Origin of the sequence: Paraburkholderia sp. UCT2, assembly GCF_014397665.1 — a bacterium.
Lineage (GTDB): Bacteria > Pseudomonadota > Gammaproteobacteria > Burkholderiales > Burkholderiaceae > Paraburkholderia > Paraburkholderia tuberum.
Genome location: NZ_VZQO01000013.1, coordinates 47,397 through 64,432, shown reverse-complemented (window position 1 = coordinate 64,432; position 17,036 = coordinate 47,397). Strand labels below are relative to the sequence as shown.

The following is a 17,036-nucleotide window of genomic DNA, read 5'->3' as shown; positions in this document are numbered from 1 at the left end:
TGGATTAGAATGCTTTCGTGGTGCCGCAAGGCAAATGTAGGCGCCCGTCTAAGTGAAGGAGTGGTGCTTTGAACAACAATATGTTTTCGAAAGCAGCAGTGTGGCTGGTGATCGCACTGGTGCTGTTTACGGTGTTCAAGCAGTTCGACAAGCCCCGTGTCCAGGAAGGCGTTTCCTATTCGCAGTTCATGGACGACGCGAAGAACGGCAAAGTCAAGAACGTCATTGTCCAGGGGCGGAACCTCACGGTCACTCCAGCAGACGGCCAGAAGTACCAGATCGTGTCGCCGGGCGACATCTGGATGGTCGGCGATCTGATGAAGTATGGCGTACAGGTGAGCGGCAAGGCTGACGACGAACCCAATGCACTGATGTCCGTGCTGTATTACCTCGGACCGACGATCCTGATCATCGGTTTCTGGTTTTACATGATGCGACAGATGCAGGGGGGCGGCAAAGGCGGGGCCTTCTCGTTTGGCAAGTCGCGCGCGCGGCTGATCGACGAGAATAACAACGCAATCAATTTCACCGACGTCGCCGGTTGCGACGAAGCCAAGGAAGAAGTGTCGGAACTCGTCGACTTCCTGCGCGATCCGCAGAAATTCCAGAAGCTCGGTGGTCGTATTCCGCGCGGCGTGCTGCTCGTCGGCCCGCCGGGAACCGGTAAGACGCTGCTCGCGCGCGCCATCGCCGGCGAGGCGAAGGTGCCGTTCTTCAGCATTTCAGGTTCAGATTTCGTGGAAATGTTCGTCGGCGTCGGTGCGGCCCGCGTGCGCGACATGTTCGAGCAGGCCAAGAAGCACGCGCCGTGTATCGTGTTCATCGACGAAATCGACGCGGTCGGCCGTCATCGAGGCGCCGGCATGGGCGGCGGTAACGACGAGCGCGAACAGACGCTGAACCAGATGCTCGTCGAAATGGATGGCTTCGAGGCGAACTCGGGCGTCATCGTGATCGCCGCGACGAACCGTTCGGATGTGCTCGACAAGGCGCTGTTGCGTCCGGGCCGTTTCGACCGTCAGGTGTACGTGGGTCTGCCCGATATTCGCGGCCGCGAGCACATCATGAAGGTGCACCTGCGCAAGGTGCCGATCTCGAACGACGTCGATGCGGCAGTGATCGCGCGCGGCACGCCGGGTTTCTCGGGCGCAGATCTCGCAAACCTCGTCAACGAAGCAGCACTGTTCGCGGCGCGCCGCGGCAAGCGCATCGTCGAAATGACGGACTTCGAGGACGCGAAGGACAAGATCTTCATGGGTCCAGAGCGCAAGTCGGCTGTGATCCGCGAAGAATCGAAGCGTGCTACCGCGTATCACGAATCGGGTCATGCGGTGATCGCGAAGCTGTTGCCGAAGGCCGATCCGGTGCACAAGGTCACGATCATTCCGCGCGGCCGTGCGCTGGGCGTCACATGGCAGTTGCCGGAGCATGACAACGAAACGTACTCGAAGGAATATCTGCTCGACCGTCTTGCCATCCTGTTCGGTGGCCGCGTCGCGGAAGAGCTGTTCCTGAACCTGATCAGCACCGGTGCGTCGGACGACTTCAACAAGGCGACGCAGACGGCTCGCGCAATGGTTGCCCGCTTCGGCATGACGGATGCGCTCGGACCGATGGTCTATGTCGACGACGAGAACGACGCTTCGCCGTTCGGCCGTGGCTTCACGCGGACCATTTCGGAAGCGACGCAGCAGAAGGTCGACGCGGAAATCCGTCATGTGCTGGACGAGCAGTACAATCTCGCACGGCGCCTGCTCGAAGAGAACCGCGACAAGGTCGAAGCGATGACCGCCGCACTGATGGAGTGGGAGACGATCGACGCCGATCAGATCAACGACATCATGGCAGGCCGTCCGCCGCGTTCGCCGAAGAGCTCGCCGCCGTCGGCAAGCGACGCCTCGTCGGGCGGCAGCCCGGGCACCGAAGTCAAGCCGGGCAGCGCAACCGCGCCGGCCTGATCGGCAGCCAGTAGAAAGTGCGGGCCGGTGTGCTACACACCGGCCCGTTTTGCATTTATCCGTTCCAAGTGAAGCATTGCTACGTGTCGAAAGCCGATTCTTCTTCCGTACCCCTTCCAGAGCCGCTGCAGTGTGGCCGCTTCAAGCTGACGTTCGAACGCCCGTTGGTCATGGGCATCCTGAACGTCACTCCCGATTCCTTTTCCGATGGCGGCAAGTTCGCGATGCGCGGCGATGCGCTGCGCCAGGCCGAGCGCATGATGTTCGAGGGCGCGGACATCATCGATATCGGAGGGGAATCGACGCGTCCTGGCGCGCCGCCGGTGCCGCTCGACGAAGAGCTGGAGCGCGTGTTGCCGCTCGTCGAGCAACTGCGTGGCGCGAACGTGCCATTGTCGGTTGATACGTACAAGCCGGAAGTGATGCGTCATGCGTTGAACGCGGGCGCCGACCTGATCAACGACATCTGGGGCTTCCGCATGCCCGGCGCGATCGACGCGGTGCGCGACAGCGACTGCGGCCTTTGTGTCATGCATATGCTAGGTGAGCCGCAGACCATGCAGCTGGGCGAGCCGCACTATGACGACGTCGTCGGCGAAGTGCGCCACTTCCTCGAGGAGCGTGTCGCGACGTTGCAGCAGGCGGGGATTGCGCGCGAGCGTATCAGCGTCGATCCGGGTTTCGGCTTCGGCAAGGTCGTCGTCGAGCATAACTACGCGCTGCTCGCGCATCTGCGCGACACGGCTCCGCGCGCCGCTTCGCCGTATCCGATTCTTGCGGGCATGTCGCGCAAGTCGATGGTTGGCGCGGTGACGGGGCGGCCGGCGCCGGAGCGCGTGGCCGGCAGCATCGCCGCGGCGGTGTGCGCGGCCGAACGGGGCGCCGCGATTCTGCGCGTACACGACGTCGCGCAAACAGTCGATGCATTGAAAGTATGGGCAACCCTGCGCGACGCGGACAAGCAGAGCCGCGCGCACGGTTGAACCCGCAGCCACGGACAGGGAGAACAAACATGGCACGTCGTTACTTCGGAACGGACGGCATTCGAGGCAAGGTCGGCGAAGGCCCGATCACGCCGGAATTCGTGTTGCGGCTCGGCTATGCGGCCGGCAAGGTGCTCGCGGGCGCCGATCAATGGGCGAAAACAGGCACCCGTCCGACCGTGCTGATCGGCAAGGACACGCGGGTGTCGGGCTACATGCTCGAAGCCGCGCTCGAATCGGGCTTCTCGGCCGCCGGCGTCGACGTGATGCTGGCCGGCCCGATGCCGACACCCGGCATCGCCTATCTGACGCGCGCACTGCGGCTTGCCGCGGGTGTCGTGATCAGCGCATCGCACAACCCGTACTACGACAACGGCATCAAGTTCTTCTCGGCCGACGGCAACAAGCTGCCGGACGACGTCGAGGCGCAGATCGAGGAGCAGCTCGAACTGCCGCTCGCGTGCGCGGCCTCCGAGCAACTGGGCAAAGCGCGCCGTCTCGATGACGCAGGTGGCCGCTACATCGAGTTCTGCAAGAGCACGTTCCCGGCCGCGTACGACCTGCGCGGCATGAAGCTCGTCGTCGATTGCGCGCATGGCGCCGCGTACGACGTCGCGCCGCACGTGTTCCATGAGCTCGGCGCGGAAGTGATCCCGATCGGCGTCTCGCCGAACGGCTTCAATATCAACGACGGCGTCGGCGCGACCGCGCCGGATGCGCTGGTTCGCGCGGTGCGCGCGAACCACGCGGACCTCGGTATCGCGCTCGATGGCGACGCCGACCGTCTGCAGGTCGTCGACGAGTCCGGCCGCCTTTTCAACGGCGACGAGCTGTTGTACGTGCTGGTCAAGGATCGTATGGCGACCGCCGGCCACGTGGAAGGAGCGGTCGGCACGCTGATGACCAACATGGCCGTGGAGGTCGCGCTGCAGAATGCCGGCGTCAAGTTCGTGCGCGCCGCGGTCGGCGACCGCTATGTGCTCGAACAGCTTCGCGAGCACGGCTGGCAGCTCGGCGCCGAAGGTTCGGGCCACATTCTGTCACTCGATCGCCATTCGACCGGCGACGGCATCGTGTCCGCTCTGCTCGTGCTGGCGGCGATGCAGCGCAGCGGCAAATCGCTCGCGGATCTGCTCGACGGTGTCACCCTGTTTCCGCAGAAGCTGATCAACGTGCGCATGAAGCCCGGCTCGGACTGGAAGGGCAGCGAGACGATCCGCAGTGCGATCAAGGTGGCCGAAGGCGCGCTCGACGGCCGCGGCCGCGTGCTGATCCGCGCGTCGGGCACCGAACCGGTACTGCGCGTGATGGTGGAGGCGCAGAACGTCGCGGACGCGCTCGAGCATTCTGAAGCGATTGCCGAAGCCGTGCGGGTAGCGACGGCCTGATCGATTCCCGAGTCGACGGCGAGCGGTGGCGACCGCTTGCCGCCTGCCTGAGCGTCGCAAGCAGAAGATTCAGCGGGCTCCATAAACTGGGTGGCCGGGCTTTCACACCCAACGAAGGCTCATTCCTCACCCCATCGAATCCCCACTCCGCAGCCGCCAAAAGGACGACACATCCCGCATAAAAACGACCTCCGCGCGCAGCGCAAACGTTCGCGCCCCATCTTTTTTGTCTACCTCGAAAAATGCGATGCAACGGGCATCGGCACAGCGGCAATTCGGCGGCTTCGGCACCTTTCACGGGGTAATATTACTGTCACATCTGATTCATTATCAGTCACGTTTTTGTCATAAAGAGACCCTAAGCTTCGCGGTGTTCGAGTTTCACGCTCACACCACACGCTCACACCCCCTTGGAGGTCTCATGAAATTGATGCAAACCGTGTTCGCTGGCGTCGCTGGCGCGCTCTTCGCAATCGCAGCGCAAGCCGCAGACATCACCGGCGCGGGCAGCACGTTCGCGGCACCGATTTACACGAAGTGGGCCGACGCTTATCAGAAGACCGGCGGCGGCAAGGTTAACTACCAAGGCATCGGTTCGTCGGGCGGCATCAAGCAGATCGAGGCGAAGACCGTCGATTTCGCAGGGTCGGACGCTCCGCTGAAGGACGACGAACTCGCGAAGGCGGGCCTCTTCCAGTTCCCGACGGTGGTCGGCGGCGTGGTGCCGGCAGTCAACGTGCCGGGCGTCAAGCCGGGCGAACTGGTGCTGTCGGGTGAAGTGCTCGGTGACATCTACCTGGGCAAGATCAAGAAGTGGAACGACCCGGCAATCGTCGCGCTGAACCCGAAGGTCAAGCTGCCGGATCTGGACATCGCCGTGGTGCGCCGCGCCGACGGTTCGGGCACCAGCTTCATCTGGACGAACTACCTGTCGAAGGTCAACCCGGAATGGAAGACGAAGGTCGGTGAAGGTGCGACGGTCAACTGGCCGACCGGCACGGGCGGCAAGGGCAACGACGGCGTCGCGGCTTTCGTGCAGCGTTTGCCGGGCGCGATCGGTTACGTCGAATGGGCGTACGCCAAGCAGAACCACATGAACTACGTCGCGATGAAGAACGAATCCGGCGCGGTGGTTCAGCCGGAGACCGACACGTTCAAGGCAGCGGCGGCTGGCGCCGATTGGTCGAAGTCGTTCTATCAGATCCTGACGAACGAGCCGGGCAAGAACGCATGGCCGATCGTCGGCGCGACGTTCGTGCTGCTGCACACGACGCAGGACAAGGCACCGCAAGGCGCGGAAACGCTGAAGTTCTTCGACTGGGCGTTCAAGAACGGCGGCCAGGCTGCGAACGATCTGGACTACATCTCGCTGCCGCAGTCGGTCGTCTCGGAAATCCGCACGCAGTGGAAGCAGAAGGTCAAGGATTCGGCAGGCAAGACGCTCGCCGAGTAACAGGCGTAAGCTGGCGCGGTCGATCTGGGCCGCGCTCTGTAGCACCCCGGCCGTCCTCCTGCGAGGACGGCCTGTGACTTTCACGCGGCATGCGCCGCATGCATCACCGACCGCCCGACATGTGTCGTCCGGCAACTGGAAACAGGTCCCTCAGGCTCTCATGTCCGATATTCATTTAGGGTCCGGCACGAGCCGGGCCACTCCGCCTGGCAGCGCGTCGCAGCAGAAAGCGCCTGGCCGCTCGGGCGATGTGATCTTCGGCGGCCTCGCACGCCTTTCCGCCATCGTCACGCTGCTGATGCTCGGCGGCATCATCGTGTCGCTGATCGTCGCCTCGATGCCGTCGATTCGCGAGTTCGGTCTTGCGTTCCTGTGGACGGCAGTGTGGGATCCACCCAGCAAGCAATTTGGCGCGCTCGTTCCGATCTACGGCACTCTCGCGACGTCGATCATCGCTCTGCTCATCGCGGTGCCCGTCAGCTTCGGTATCGCGCTATTTCTGACCGAACTGTCGCCCGCGTGGCTGCGCCGGCCGCTCGGCATCGCGATCGAGCTGCTCGCCGCGATTCCGTCGATCGTGTACGGCATGTGGGGTCTGCTCGTGTTCGCGCCGATCTTCGCGGTGTGGTTCCAGAAGCCGCTAGGCGCGGTGCTCGGCGGCATTCCGATCGTCGGCGCGCTGTTCGCCGGTCCGCCGATCGGGATCGGCATTCTGTGCGCGGGCGTGATCCTTGCGATCATGATCATCCCGTACATCGCAGCGGTGATGCGCGACGTGTTCGAAGTGACGCCGGTGCTGCTGAAGGAATCGGCGTACGGTATCGGCTGCACGACGTGGGAAGTGATGTGGAAGATCGTGCTGCCGTTCACCAAGAGCGGTGTGATCGGCGGCATCATGCTCGGCCTCGGCCGCGCGCTGGGTGAGACGATGGCGGTCACGTTCGTAATCGGCAACACCAACCTGCTCGACAATATTTCGCTGTTTTCGCCGGGCAACAGCATCACGTCGGCGCTCGCCAACGAGTTCGCGGAAGCGGAGCCGGGCCTGCATACGTCGGCGCTGATGGAGCTCGGCCTGATCCTGTTCGTGATTACATTCATCGTGCTGGCGATTTCGAAAATCATGCTGCTGCGTCTCGAGAAAGGGGAGGGCGCGAAATGAGCGGGCCGTCCCTGAACATGCCGGGTCTGAAGGACGCCGCGACGCTCGAAACGATGCGCGTGCGTCTGCAAGGGCGCCGTCGCATGACCAACGCGCTTGCGCTGACGCTGTCGCTCGCGGCGATGGCGTTCGGCCTGCTGTGGCTCTTGTGGATTCTCTATACGACGCTGCGTCTCGGTATCGGTGGTCTGTCGGTCGAGCTGTTCACGCAGTCGACGCCGCCGCCGAACACCGATGGCGGCGGTCTCGCCAACGCGATCGTCGGCAGCCTGTTGCTGGTCGGGCTCGCGACCTTCGTCGGCACGCCGATCGGCATCATGGCGGGCGTCTATCTCGCCGAATACGGCCAGAAAGGCTGGCTCGCGAACCTCACGCGCTTCATCAACGACATCCTGCTGTCGGCGCCGTCGATCGTCATCGGTCTGTTCGTCTACGCGCTCGTCGTCGTGAAGATGGGCCACTTCAGCGGCTGGGCCGGCGTGCTCTCGCTGGCGCTGCTGCAGATTCCGATCGTGATTCGCACGACCGAAAACATGCTGAAACTCGTGCCGAATGCGATGCGTGAAGCCGCGTTCGCGCTCGGCACGCCGAAGTGGAAGATGGTGCTGTCGATCACGCTGAAGGCGTCGATCGCGGGCATCGTCACCGGTGTGCTGCTCGGTGTCGCGCGAATTGCCGGCGAAACCGCACCGCTGCTCTTCACCGCTTTGTCGAACCAGTTCTTCTCGGTCGATATGGGCCAGCCGGTCGCGAACCTGCCGGTCACGATCTACAAGTTTGCGATGAGCCCGTTCGCGCAGTGGCAATCGCTCGCGTGGGCCGGCGTCTTTCTGATCACGCTCGCGGTGCTGGGACTGAACGTCCTCGCGCGCACGATCTTCTCGAACAAGTAAGGGCGGAGTGAATCCGATGAACATGGCAGAAACCCAACTCAATCCGATCGGGCACGCAGCCGCGCCCGCGGGCTCCGACCCCGAACACAGCGCTCAAGCGCAAACCCCGTCGCGTCCGAAGATCGAGGTCAAGGACCTCAACTTCTTCTACGGCAAGTATCACGCGCTGAAGAACATCAATCTGCAGATTCCCGAAGGCAAGGTGACCGCGTTCATCGGCCCGTCGGGCTGCGGCAAGTCCACGCTGCTGCGTACCTTCAACAAGATGTACGCGCTCTATCCGGAGCAGCGCGCGGAAGGCGAGATCGTGATGGACGGCGAAAACCTGCTGACCATGCGCCAGGACATTTCGCTGCTGCGCGCGCGCATCGGCATGGTGTTCCAGAAGCCGACCCCGTTCCCGATGTCGATCTACGACAACATCGCGTTCGGCGTGAAGATGTTCGAGAAGCTGTCACGCTCGGAAATGGACGACCGCGTCGAATGGGCGCTGACCAAGGCGGCGCTGTGGAACGAAGTGAAGGACAAGCTCGGCCAGAGCGGCTACGGTTTGTCGGGCGGCCAGCAGCAGCGTCTGTGCATCGCGCGCGGTATTGCAATTCGCCCCGAAGTGCTGCTGCTCGACGAGCCCTGCTCGGCGCTCGACCCGATTTCGACGGGCCGTATCGAAGAGCTGATCGCTGAACTCAAGAGCGACTACACGGTGGTGATCGTCACGCACAACATGCAGCAGGCGGCCCGCTGTTCGGACTACACTGCCTATATGTACCTCGGCGAACTGATCGAATTCGGCGACACCGAAAAGATCTTCATCAAGCCGGTCCGCAAGGAAACCGAGGACTACATCACTGGCCGCTTCGGCTAATCCGCCGGGCAATACAACGGAGTACGACATGTCCGATAAACATCTGTCCAGCCAGTTCGACGCCGACCTGAACCTCGTTTCGTCGAAGGTGCTCGAAATGGGCGGTCTCGTCGAATCGCAGATCGTCAACGCGATGCAGGCGCTCAACGAATTCGACCTCGACATCGCCGAGCAGGTGATCGTCGCCGAAGACCGTCTGAACAAGATGGAAGTCGAGATCGACGAAGAGTGCAGCAACATCATCGCGCGCCGTCAGCCGGCCGCGCGCGATCTGCGCCTGCTGATCGCGATCTCGAAGACCATCACGAACCTCGAGCGCGCCGGCGACGAAGCCGAAAAGATCGCGAAGCGCACCAAGCGTCTGATGGAAGACGGCGCATCGCGCACCATCAACATCGCCGAGATCAAGCTGTCGGGCGAAATGGCCGTGTCGATCCTGCGCCGTGCGCTGGACGCGTTCGCGCGTCTGGACACGGTCGCCGCCGCGCAGATCGTGCGCGACGACAAGGCGATCGACGAGGAATTCCGCGCGTTCGTGCGCAAGCTGATTTCGTATATGACGGAAGATCCGCGTTCGATCTCGGTGGGCCTCGACTTCCTGTTCATCGCCAAGGCAATCGAGCGGATCGGCGACCACGCGAAGAACATCGCGGAATTCATCATCTACATCGTCAAGGGTACCGACGTGCGGCACCAGTCGCGCGACACGCTCGAACGCGAAGCGCTCAGCTAATCCAGAGATAAGGAACAGAGGTGCCGATGCCCAGCAGCATTCTCGTCATTGAAGATGAGCCCGCCATTTCCGAACTGATTTCGGTCAATCTTCAACACGCCGGGCACTGCCCGATTCGCGCGTACAACGCGGAGCAGGCGCACAACCTGATCAGCGACGTACTGCCCGATCTCGTGCTGCTCGACTGGATGTTGCCGGGTAAATCGGGTATTTCGTTCGCGCGCGATCTGCGCAACAACGAGCGTACGAAGCATATCCCGATCATCATGCTGACCGCGCGAGGCGACGAGCAGGACAAGGTGCTCGGCCTCGAGATCGGCGCCGACGACTACGTGACGAAGCCGTTCTCGCCGAAGGAACTGATGGCGCGCATCAAGGCGGTGCTGCGCCGCCGCGCGCCGCAGCTGACCGAAGACGTGGTCGCAATCAACGGCCTGAAGCTCGATCCGGCCACGCACCGCGTCGCCGCGCATGCGGAAGGCAGCGAGATCAAGCTCGATCTCGGCCCGACCGAATTCCGTCTGCTGCACTTCTTCATGACTCACCCGGAGCGCGTGCACAGCCGCACGCAACTGCTCGATCAGGTGTGGGGCGATCACGTGTTCGTCGAAGAGCGGACCGTCGATGTGCATATCAAGCGTCTGCGCGCGGCACTCAAGCCGGCCGGGTGCGATGCTATGATTGAAACGGTACGCGGCAGCGGTTACCGGCTGGCGAAGAGCGCCTGATAGCCGTCGGCGGCGCGCTGCATTGCACGGCGCTGTGCCGCCGTACCTCCTCCTGCGCTGTATTTTCTCTTCGATCGCTAGACCATGAACATCATCTGGGCGCGCTCCATCGTGTCGGTCGTGCTGCTTGCTGTTCTGTGCGCGGTGGTCGGCGCACTGCTGAACGTCAAGGCAGGGCTCGCTCTCGCCATCGTCCTGCTGCTCGCACAGAGTGTCTTCAGTACCTTCCACAAGCAGCGTCTGTGGCGTCTGCTCGACGCGCCGGTGTACGGCGAAGTGCCGAGCGCCCCCGGCATCTGGGGCGAAATCTATTACCGTCTGCACAAGCTCGCGAAGCGCTGGCATGCCCAGGTGCGCCAGGTCGAGCAGCAGCATTCGCGTTTCATCCAGGCGATCCAGGCGTCGCCTAACGGTGTCGCGATGCTCGACGATCATGATCAGATCGAGTGGTGCAACGCGATTTCCGAAAGCCACTTTGGACTCGATGCGAAGCGCGATCTGCGTCAGCACATCACGCATCTGGTGCGTCATCCGGATTTCGTGCGCTATCTGAATTCGCATCGGTACGAAGAAATGCTGATCATGCGCGGCATGGGCGACAAGCGCCAGAACGTGCTGTCGGTGCAGGTGTTTCCTTACGGCGACAATCGCAAGCTCGTACTGTCGCAGGACATCACCGAGCTCGAGCGCACCGATGCGATGCGGCGTGACTTCGTCGCCAACGTGTCGCACGAATTGAAAACGCCGCTGACCGTGTTGTCCGGCTTTCTCGAGACGATGCGCGAGCTGCCGTTGGGCGAAGCCGAGCGCGCGCGTTATCTCGAGCTGATGGAGCAGCAGGCGTCGCGCATGCGTCATATCGTCAGCGATCTGCTCGTGCTCGCGACGCTCGAAGGCGACAACAAGCCGCCGAGCGATCAGATGATCGACATGCGCGCGGTGTTGCGGCATCTGCATGACGACGCGCAGAGCCTGTCCAGCGATCATCACAAGATCGTCTTCGATGCCGACGAAGCGCTGACCGTCACCGGCGTCGAAACCGAGATTTTCAGCGCATTCGGCAATCTGGTGACGAACGCGATCCGCTACACGCCGGACGGCGGCTCGATCAAGGTTAACTGGCGTGCGCAGGGTGGCCATGCGGTATTCTCGGTCACCGATAGCGGCTTCGGCATTCCGGCCGCCGATATCCCGCGGCTCACCGAGCGCTTTTATCGCGTCGATCGCAGCCGTTCGCGCGACACGGGCGGCACCGGGCTCGGTCTCGCGATCGTCAAGCACGTACTGCAACGGCACGATGCGCAACTCGACGTGAAGAGCGAAGAAGGGCGCGGCAGCACGTTCACGGTGCGCTTTCCGGTGTATCGGACGGCGCGCTGTCAAACCGCACAGGTTTGAACGCGGCAGTCACCCGAAACGCGGGCGACTACGAACAGAACTTGCCGAGCAGACTCATCTGAGCATTGCGCGACGCCTTGCCAGGCCGGCGCCGGCGATAGTGACCGTCGCTCTGCATCAACCAGGCCGACTGGTTGTCGCCGAGAAACGCCGACAGCCCTTCCGCGATCACGCGCCGCTTCAGTCGCCGGTTGTTGACCGGGAATGCGACTTCGACGCGCCGGAACAGATTGCGATCCATCCAGTCCGCGCTCGACAGATAGACCTGTTCCTTGCCGCCGTCGTAGAAGTAGTAGATGCGATGGTGTTCGAGAAAGCGCCCGACGATCGAGCGCACCGTGATGTTCTCGGAGAGCCCTTGCACACCCGGCTGCAGCGAGCACACGCCGCGCACGATCAGATCGATCTTCACGCCGGCCTGCGATGCTTCGTACAGCTCGGCGATCACCGTCGGCTCGAGCAGCGCATTCATCTTCGCGACGATGCGCGCCTTCTTGCCCGCGCGCGCATGCTCGGCTTCCTTGCGGATCGCGTCGACGAGCTTCGGATGCAGCGTGAACGGCGACTGCCACAGCTCGTGCAGCTTCAGCTCGCCGCCGATGCCGGTGAGCTGCTGGAACACATGGTGCACGTCCTCGCAGATCTTCTGATCGGCGGTCATCAGACCGAAATCGGTATAGAGGCGCGCGGTGCGCGGGTGATAGTTGCCCGTGCCGAGGTGCACGTAGCGCTTCAGGCTCGCCTTGCCGCCCGCCGACACGCGTCGCACGATCAGCATCATCTTCGCGTGGCATTTGTGGCCGACTACGCCGTAGACCACGTGCGCGCCGACCGCTTCGAGCTGCGAGGCCCAGTTGATGTTGGTTTCCTCGTCGAAGCGCGCGAGCAGCTCGACGACCACCGTGACTTCCTTGCCGTTGCGCGCGGCCTGCATCAGCGCATCCATCAGCGGCGAGTCGGTGCCGGTCCGATAGATGGTCTGCTTGATCGCCACCACGTTCGGGTCCTTGGCCGCCTGCAACAGCAGCTCGAGCACCGGCTGGAAGCTCTCGTACGGATGATGCAGCAGCACGTCGCCCTGATCGATCACGTCGAACATGCTCGCGCTGTTGGCGATCTGCCTCGGCGTCGACGGAATGTGCGGCACGAACTTCAGATCGGGCCGGTCGACCATCTCGGGCAGCTGCATCAGACGCACCAGATTGACGGGGCCGTTCACGTAATAGCAGTCCTTGTTCGACAGACCGCTTTCGTCGAGCAGGCGCCGCACCACATGCGTGGGCGTTTCCGCCGACACTTCGAGCCGCACCGCATTGCCCAGATGCCGCGCCGGCAGTTCGCCCTGCAACGCGACGCGCAGATTGGTGATTTCGTCTTCGTCGACGAACAGCTCGCTGTTGCGCGTGATGCGAAACTGATTGCAGCTGCGCACGAAGAGATTCGGAAACAGCTCGCCGACAAAGTGTTGAAGCAGCGAGCTCAGCAGCACGAAGCCATGCGGATAACCCGACAGCTCCTGCGGCATGCGCACGAGTCGCGGCAGCGCGCGCGGCGCCTGCACGATGCCCATCATCGCCTGACGGCCGAACGCGTCCTTGCCCTCGAGCTCGACGACGAAGTTCAGGCTCTTGTTCAGCACGCGCGGAAACGGATGCGCGGGGTCGAGACCGATCGGCGTGAGCACCGGCAGCAGTTCGTTGAAGAAGTAGTTGCGCGCCCATTCGGTCTGCGCGTCGCTCCAGGCTTCGTTGCCGTGGAAATAGATGCCTTCCTGTTCGAGCGCGGTGAGCACCGTGTCGTGCAGCATCGTGTACTGGCGATGCACGAGCTTCTGCGCACGTTCGACGACGAGGTCGTACATGTGAAGCAGCGACATGCCGTCGGGCGACAATGCGCCGGGGTTGTCGCCCATCTGTTCCTGAAGCCCGGCCATGCGGACTTCGAAGAATTCGTCGAGGTTGCTACTGGTGATGCAGATAAAGCGGAGACGTTCGAGCAAGGGGACGGCGGGATCGGCGGCTTGCGCCAGCACACGCTCGTTGAAACCCAGAATGCCCAGCTCGCGATTCAATAGGGGATAGCGGACGGACATCGGCGGCGAGATTGGAATGTCTGAAATGGAGACGGAAAGACGCTCGGAAAATCTCACGGTTTGATGACGTCCTGATGACATCGGCGATGTTTTTAACATTTTATGCCGCAATCGTCGTCTGTCGTCAATATGACGCGCTACCTATGCGACGATACCGAACTCCCTGCGCCGCGAGGTGACACCGTGAAGGCTGCTACGCTTAGAATGGCGTCTTTGAACAGTGCGGCTGGCCGCGACGCGCACCATGCGCCGAAGGCGCCGGGCAGGCGCGTGGCGCTGCCGGAGTCCGCCGTCACGCCCTCGGCCGCAGCCGCGGCGCTCGCGCGCATGGAGTACGCTTACCCGATGGTCAATCTTCCTCATCTCCTCGCCGCCGTCGATCTCGGTTCGAACAGCTTCCGGCTCATCGTGGGCCGGGTCGAGGAAACCGACGCGGGCAGCCAGATCTATCAGGTCGACGCCTTGCGCGAGCCGGTGCGGCTCGCGGCCGGGCTATCGAGCGACAAGATGCTCGATCGCGCATCGCAGGTGCGTGGCTGGGATGCGCTGAAGCGCTTCGGCGAGCGGTTGCGCGATTTTCATCCGGACCACGTGCGCGCGGTCGCGACCAATACGCTGCGCATCGCGAAGAATGCGAGCGAATTTCTCGGCGAAGCGCAGGCCGCGCTCGGTTTTCCGATCGAAGTGATCGCCGGGCGCGAGGAAGCGCGCCTGATTTATGCGGGCGCCGCGCACTCGGTGCCGGCGAGCGCGGGCAAGCGGCTCGTCGTCGATATCGGCGGTGGCTCGACGGAATTCATCATCGGCTCGCACTACACGCCGATCATGATGGAGAGCTTGTATATCGGCTGCGTGAGCCATAGCCGCGCGTTTTTCCCGGCCGGGAACGTCGACGAGTACACGATGCGCCAGGCCGAGCTCGCCGCGCGCCGCGAAATCCAGATCATTTCCGCCGAATACAAGAAGACCGGCTGGGAGCAGGCGATCGGCTCGTCGGGCACCGCGCGCGCTCTCGCCGAACTGGTCGAGGCGAACAATTTCAACGATGCGGGCGTCACCCACGGCATTTCGCGCGGCGGCCTCGAGCGGCTCAAGCGCGCGCTGATCAAGGCCGAAAACGTCAACCGGCTGAAACTGATTGCGCTGAAGAGCGACCGCGTGCCGGTGCTCGCGGGCGGGCTGTCGATCATGATCGCGGTGTTCGACGAACTGGGCGTCGACTATGTCGACACCACCGACGGCGCGCTGCGCCTCGGCGTCATGTACGACCTGCTCGGCCGTTCGCAGCACGAGGACATGCGTACGGTGACGGTCGGGGGCTTCATGCGCCGCTATGGCGTCGATCGCCCGCAGGCGGGGCGCATCGGCGATCTGTCGACGAGCTTCTACGACCAGTTCGTCGAACCGGACGAGGAACGCCGCGCGGAAAACCGCATGTTCATCGGCTGGGCGGCGTCGCTACACGAAATCGGGCTGTCGATCTCGCATAGCGCGTATCACAAACACTCGGCTTATATCGCGAGCAATGCCGACATGCCGGGCTTTTCGCGTACCGACCAGGCGCGCCTCGCCGCGCTCGTGCTCGGCCACGCGGGCAAGCTCGGCAAGCTGTCGCAGACGCGCGACGTCGAATGGCCGCTGCTGTTCTGTCTGCGGCTCGCGGCGTTGCTGTGCCGTCGACGCGCGGACGTCGGCCTGCCGGGCATCACGGTTGCCCAGGCGAACGGCGGTTACGAGGTGCGTTTGCCGAACGAGTGGGTCGCCAACAATCCGTTGACGGATTACAGCCTGATCCAGGAGGCGGCGGAGTGGGAGAAAGTCGGGATTCCGTACCGGGTCGTTTATACGGACGATTGACGCGATGCGGATCGACGCACGCGTCGATTCGCGGCGTGTGCACGAACAAAAAAAGCCCTGCAAATGCAGGGCTTTTTCGTATCTCGGCGCCTCTTATCGCGGCAACGCATCGCCGAGGAAGTGCCGCGCATAGCGCGCGTTGATATCGGACAGACGGAACAGCGTCAGGAAATCCGCGGTATTGAAGTCGGGGTCCCACGCCGGTGCGCCGCAAATCTTCGCGCCGAGACGCAAGTAGCCCTTCACGAGCGGGGGCGGCGCGACGGCGGCACCCGTCTGCAGTTCGTCGACCGGCAGCGGCGTATGCGGGAACGCGCGATATTCGGGCGCGGTCAGTGCGTTGTCGCGCAGCGAGCAATACAGGTTCGCCGCATAGTGGCCGCCGTCGGCCATCGCGACGCTCGCGCAGCCGAGCATCGTCTCGTAGCCGTTGTGCTTCATGTACGCGGCGAGCCCAGCCCATAGCGACATGATCACCGAGCCGCTGCGATAGTCCGGATGCACGCACGAGCGGCCGACCTCGACCATCTTCGCGCGCAGATGCGTGAGACGCGACACGTCGAACTCGCTTTCCGCATATAGACGGCCGATGCGCGCGGCCTGATGCGGCGGCAGAGCGCGATACGTGCCGACTACTTTCAACGTGTCGAGATCGCGTACCAGCAAATGGTCGCAGTACGAATCGAAGGCATCGACGTCGAGGCCCGCGGGGCCGCTGAGGCGTGCGCCCATTTCGTCGGCGAAGACGCGATAGCGTAGACGCTGCGCTTCACGCAGCTCTTCGTCGGTACGCGCCCACGACACTTGCAGGCGATGCTGCGCGGTGACCGTTTCCTCGGCGCGCGGCAGACGGCGCGGTTCGAAAAGCGAGGCGAAGGGCAGGGTGGGCGTCGGCAGTTCTCGCATTGGCTGTCCTGGTCGAAAAGAGTGAGGATTTCTTTTTTCGCCAATGTAGTAACGCGCGGTGACGCTCGCATGGCAAAGCCGTGACGATTGGATGACTGCCCGTAAGCCCTCGCGTGGGTGCCTGTAATGTCGGAGGTGTCGCGCGACACGCGCGCTTAGATCAGATCGGGGCTGATGGCGGCGCGCAACACCGCCTCATCTTCGCCGTTGCGCTCGCGGCTCTCGATCCACCAGATGCCGGCTTTTTTCAGTGGCCAGCTCGCGCGGCTGTCGCCGAGCAGTTGCGCGGCGACGTGGCCGAGCGTCGGTTGATGGCCGACGATCACCACGGTTTGCGCGATGCCGCCGGGCCAGCCAGCCGCTTCCAGGACGTCGTTCGCGCTCGCGTTCGGCGCGAGTTCGCGCACGACGCGGTACTGGTCGCTCAATGTCTCGGCGGTCTGGATGGTGCGCACGGCGGGGCTCGCGAGTATGACCGCGTCGTCGGGCAAACGGGCGCGCAGCCATTTCGCGGCGTTCTGCGCCTGCTTGCGGCCGCGCGTGGTGAGCGCGCGGGAGAGATCGCTCGCGGCGACATCTTCTGCTTCGGCGTGACGCCAGAGGATCAGGTCCATGGGAGT

The 17,036-nt window shown here is 63.3% G+C and carries 14 protein-coding genes; 11 read left to right on the top strand and 3 right to left on the bottom strand.

The window, feature by feature from the left end; genetic code table 11:
• Positions 1–68: 68 nt before the first annotated feature.
• The 10 genes from ftsH (at position 69) to phoR (ending at position 11,561) form a co-directional block, all read left to right on the top strand.
• Positions 69–1,958: an ATP-dependent zinc metalloprotease FtsH gene (gene ftsH, locus F6X39_RS13180; protein WP_018421239.1), complete on the top strand. Its 1,890-nt coding sequence runs from the start codon at positions 69–71 to the stop codon at positions 1,956–1,958.
• 170 nt (positions 1,959–2,128) lie between these two features.
• The gene (gene folP / locus F6X39_RS13175) at positions 2,129–2,941 is read left to right on the top strand and encodes a dihydropteroate synthase (RefSeq protein ID WP_262414698.1); all 813 of its coding nucleotides are present in this window, start codon (positions 2,129–2,131) and stop codon (positions 2,939–2,941) included.
• Positions 2,942–2,970: 29 nt separating this feature from the next.
• Positions 2,971–4,329 carry a phosphoglucosamine mutase gene (gene glmM, locus F6X39_RS13170; protein WP_184028331.1) on the top strand — a complete coding sequence of 453 codons (1,359 nt, stop codon included), beginning with the start codon at positions 2,971–2,973 and terminating at the stop codon, positions 4,327–4,329.
• 421 nt (positions 4,330–4,750) lie between these two features.
• Entirely contained in the window at positions 4,751–5,782 is a 1,032-nt protein-coding gene (gene pstS, locus F6X39_RS13165; RefSeq protein WP_184006235.1) for a phosphate ABC transporter substrate-binding protein PstS, read from the top strand.
• A gap of 160 nt (positions 5,783–5,942) precedes the next feature.
• Complete coding sequence (gene pstC / locus F6X39_RS13160; RefSeq protein ID WP_187616917.1) at positions 5,943–6,944, top strand: phosphate ABC transporter permease PstC; 1,002 nt, start codon at positions 5,943–5,945, stop codon at positions 6,942–6,944.
• A complete protein-coding gene (pstA, locus tag F6X39_RS13155) occupies positions 6,941–7,837 on the top strand; it encodes a phosphate ABC transporter permease PstA (protein WP_187616916.1) in 897 nt (298 codons plus the stop codon). Before pstC ends, pstA begins: the two co-directional genes overlap by 4 nt.
• A gap of 16 nt (positions 7,838–7,853) precedes the next feature.
• A complete protein-coding gene (gene pstB / locus F6X39_RS13150) occupies positions 7,854–8,702 on the top strand; it encodes a phosphate ABC transporter ATP-binding protein PstB (RefSeq protein ID WP_184061444.1) in 849 nt (282 codons plus the stop codon).
• 28 nt (positions 8,703–8,730) lie between these two features.
• Positions 8,731–9,435, top strand: coding sequence for a phosphate signaling complex protein PhoU (gene phoU, locus F6X39_RS13145; RefSeq protein ID WP_184028343.1), 705 nt, complete (start codon positions 8,731–8,733; stop codon positions 9,433–9,435).
• Positions 9,436–9,461: 26 nt separating this feature from the next.
• Positions 9,462–10,163: a phosphate regulon transcriptional regulator PhoB gene (gene phoB, locus F6X39_RS13140; RefSeq protein WP_008922879.1), complete on the top strand. Its 702-nt coding sequence runs from the start codon at positions 9,462–9,464 to the stop codon at positions 10,161–10,163.
• 84 nt (positions 10,164–10,247) lie between these two features.
• Positions 10,248–11,561 (top strand): phosphate regulon sensor histidine kinase PhoR, encoded by a 1,314-nt coding sequence (phoR, locus tag F6X39_RS13135; RefSeq protein WP_187616915.1) that lies wholly within the window; start codon positions 10,248–10,250, stop codon positions 11,559–11,561.
• 28 nt (positions 11,562–11,589) lie between these two features.
• Here phoR and ppk1 read toward each other — a convergent pair whose 3' ends face one another.
• On the bottom strand, positions 11,590–13,653 hold the full coding sequence (gene ppk1 / locus F6X39_RS13130; protein ID WP_090801097.1) for a polyphosphate kinase 1: 2,064 nt from the start codon (positions 13,651–13,653) through the stop codon (positions 11,590–11,592).
• A gap of 204 nt (positions 13,654–13,857) precedes the next feature.
• Here ppk1 and ppx point away from each other — a divergent pair, with 204 nt between their 5' ends.
• Positions 13,858–15,510, top strand: coding sequence for an exopolyphosphatase (gene ppx, locus F6X39_RS13125; protein ID WP_187616914.1), 1,653 nt, complete (start codon positions 13,858–13,860; stop codon positions 15,508–15,510).
• A gap of 93 nt (positions 15,511–15,603) precedes the next feature.
• Here ppx and F6X39_RS13120 read toward each other — a convergent pair whose 3' ends face one another.
• Both F6X39_RS13120 and F6X39_RS13115 read right to left on the bottom strand, forming a co-directional pair.
• Positions 15,604–16,416, bottom strand: coding sequence for a GNAT family N-acetyltransferase (locus F6X39_RS13120; protein WP_184028352.1), 813 nt, complete (start codon positions 16,414–16,416; stop codon positions 15,604–15,606).
• 155 nt (positions 16,417–16,571) lie between these two features.
• Positions 16,572–17,030 (bottom strand): SixA phosphatase family protein, encoded by a 459-nt coding sequence (locus F6X39_RS13115; RefSeq protein ID WP_018421227.1) that lies wholly within the window; start codon positions 17,028–17,030, stop codon positions 16,572–16,574.
• Positions 17,031–17,036: the final 6 nt, after the last annotated feature.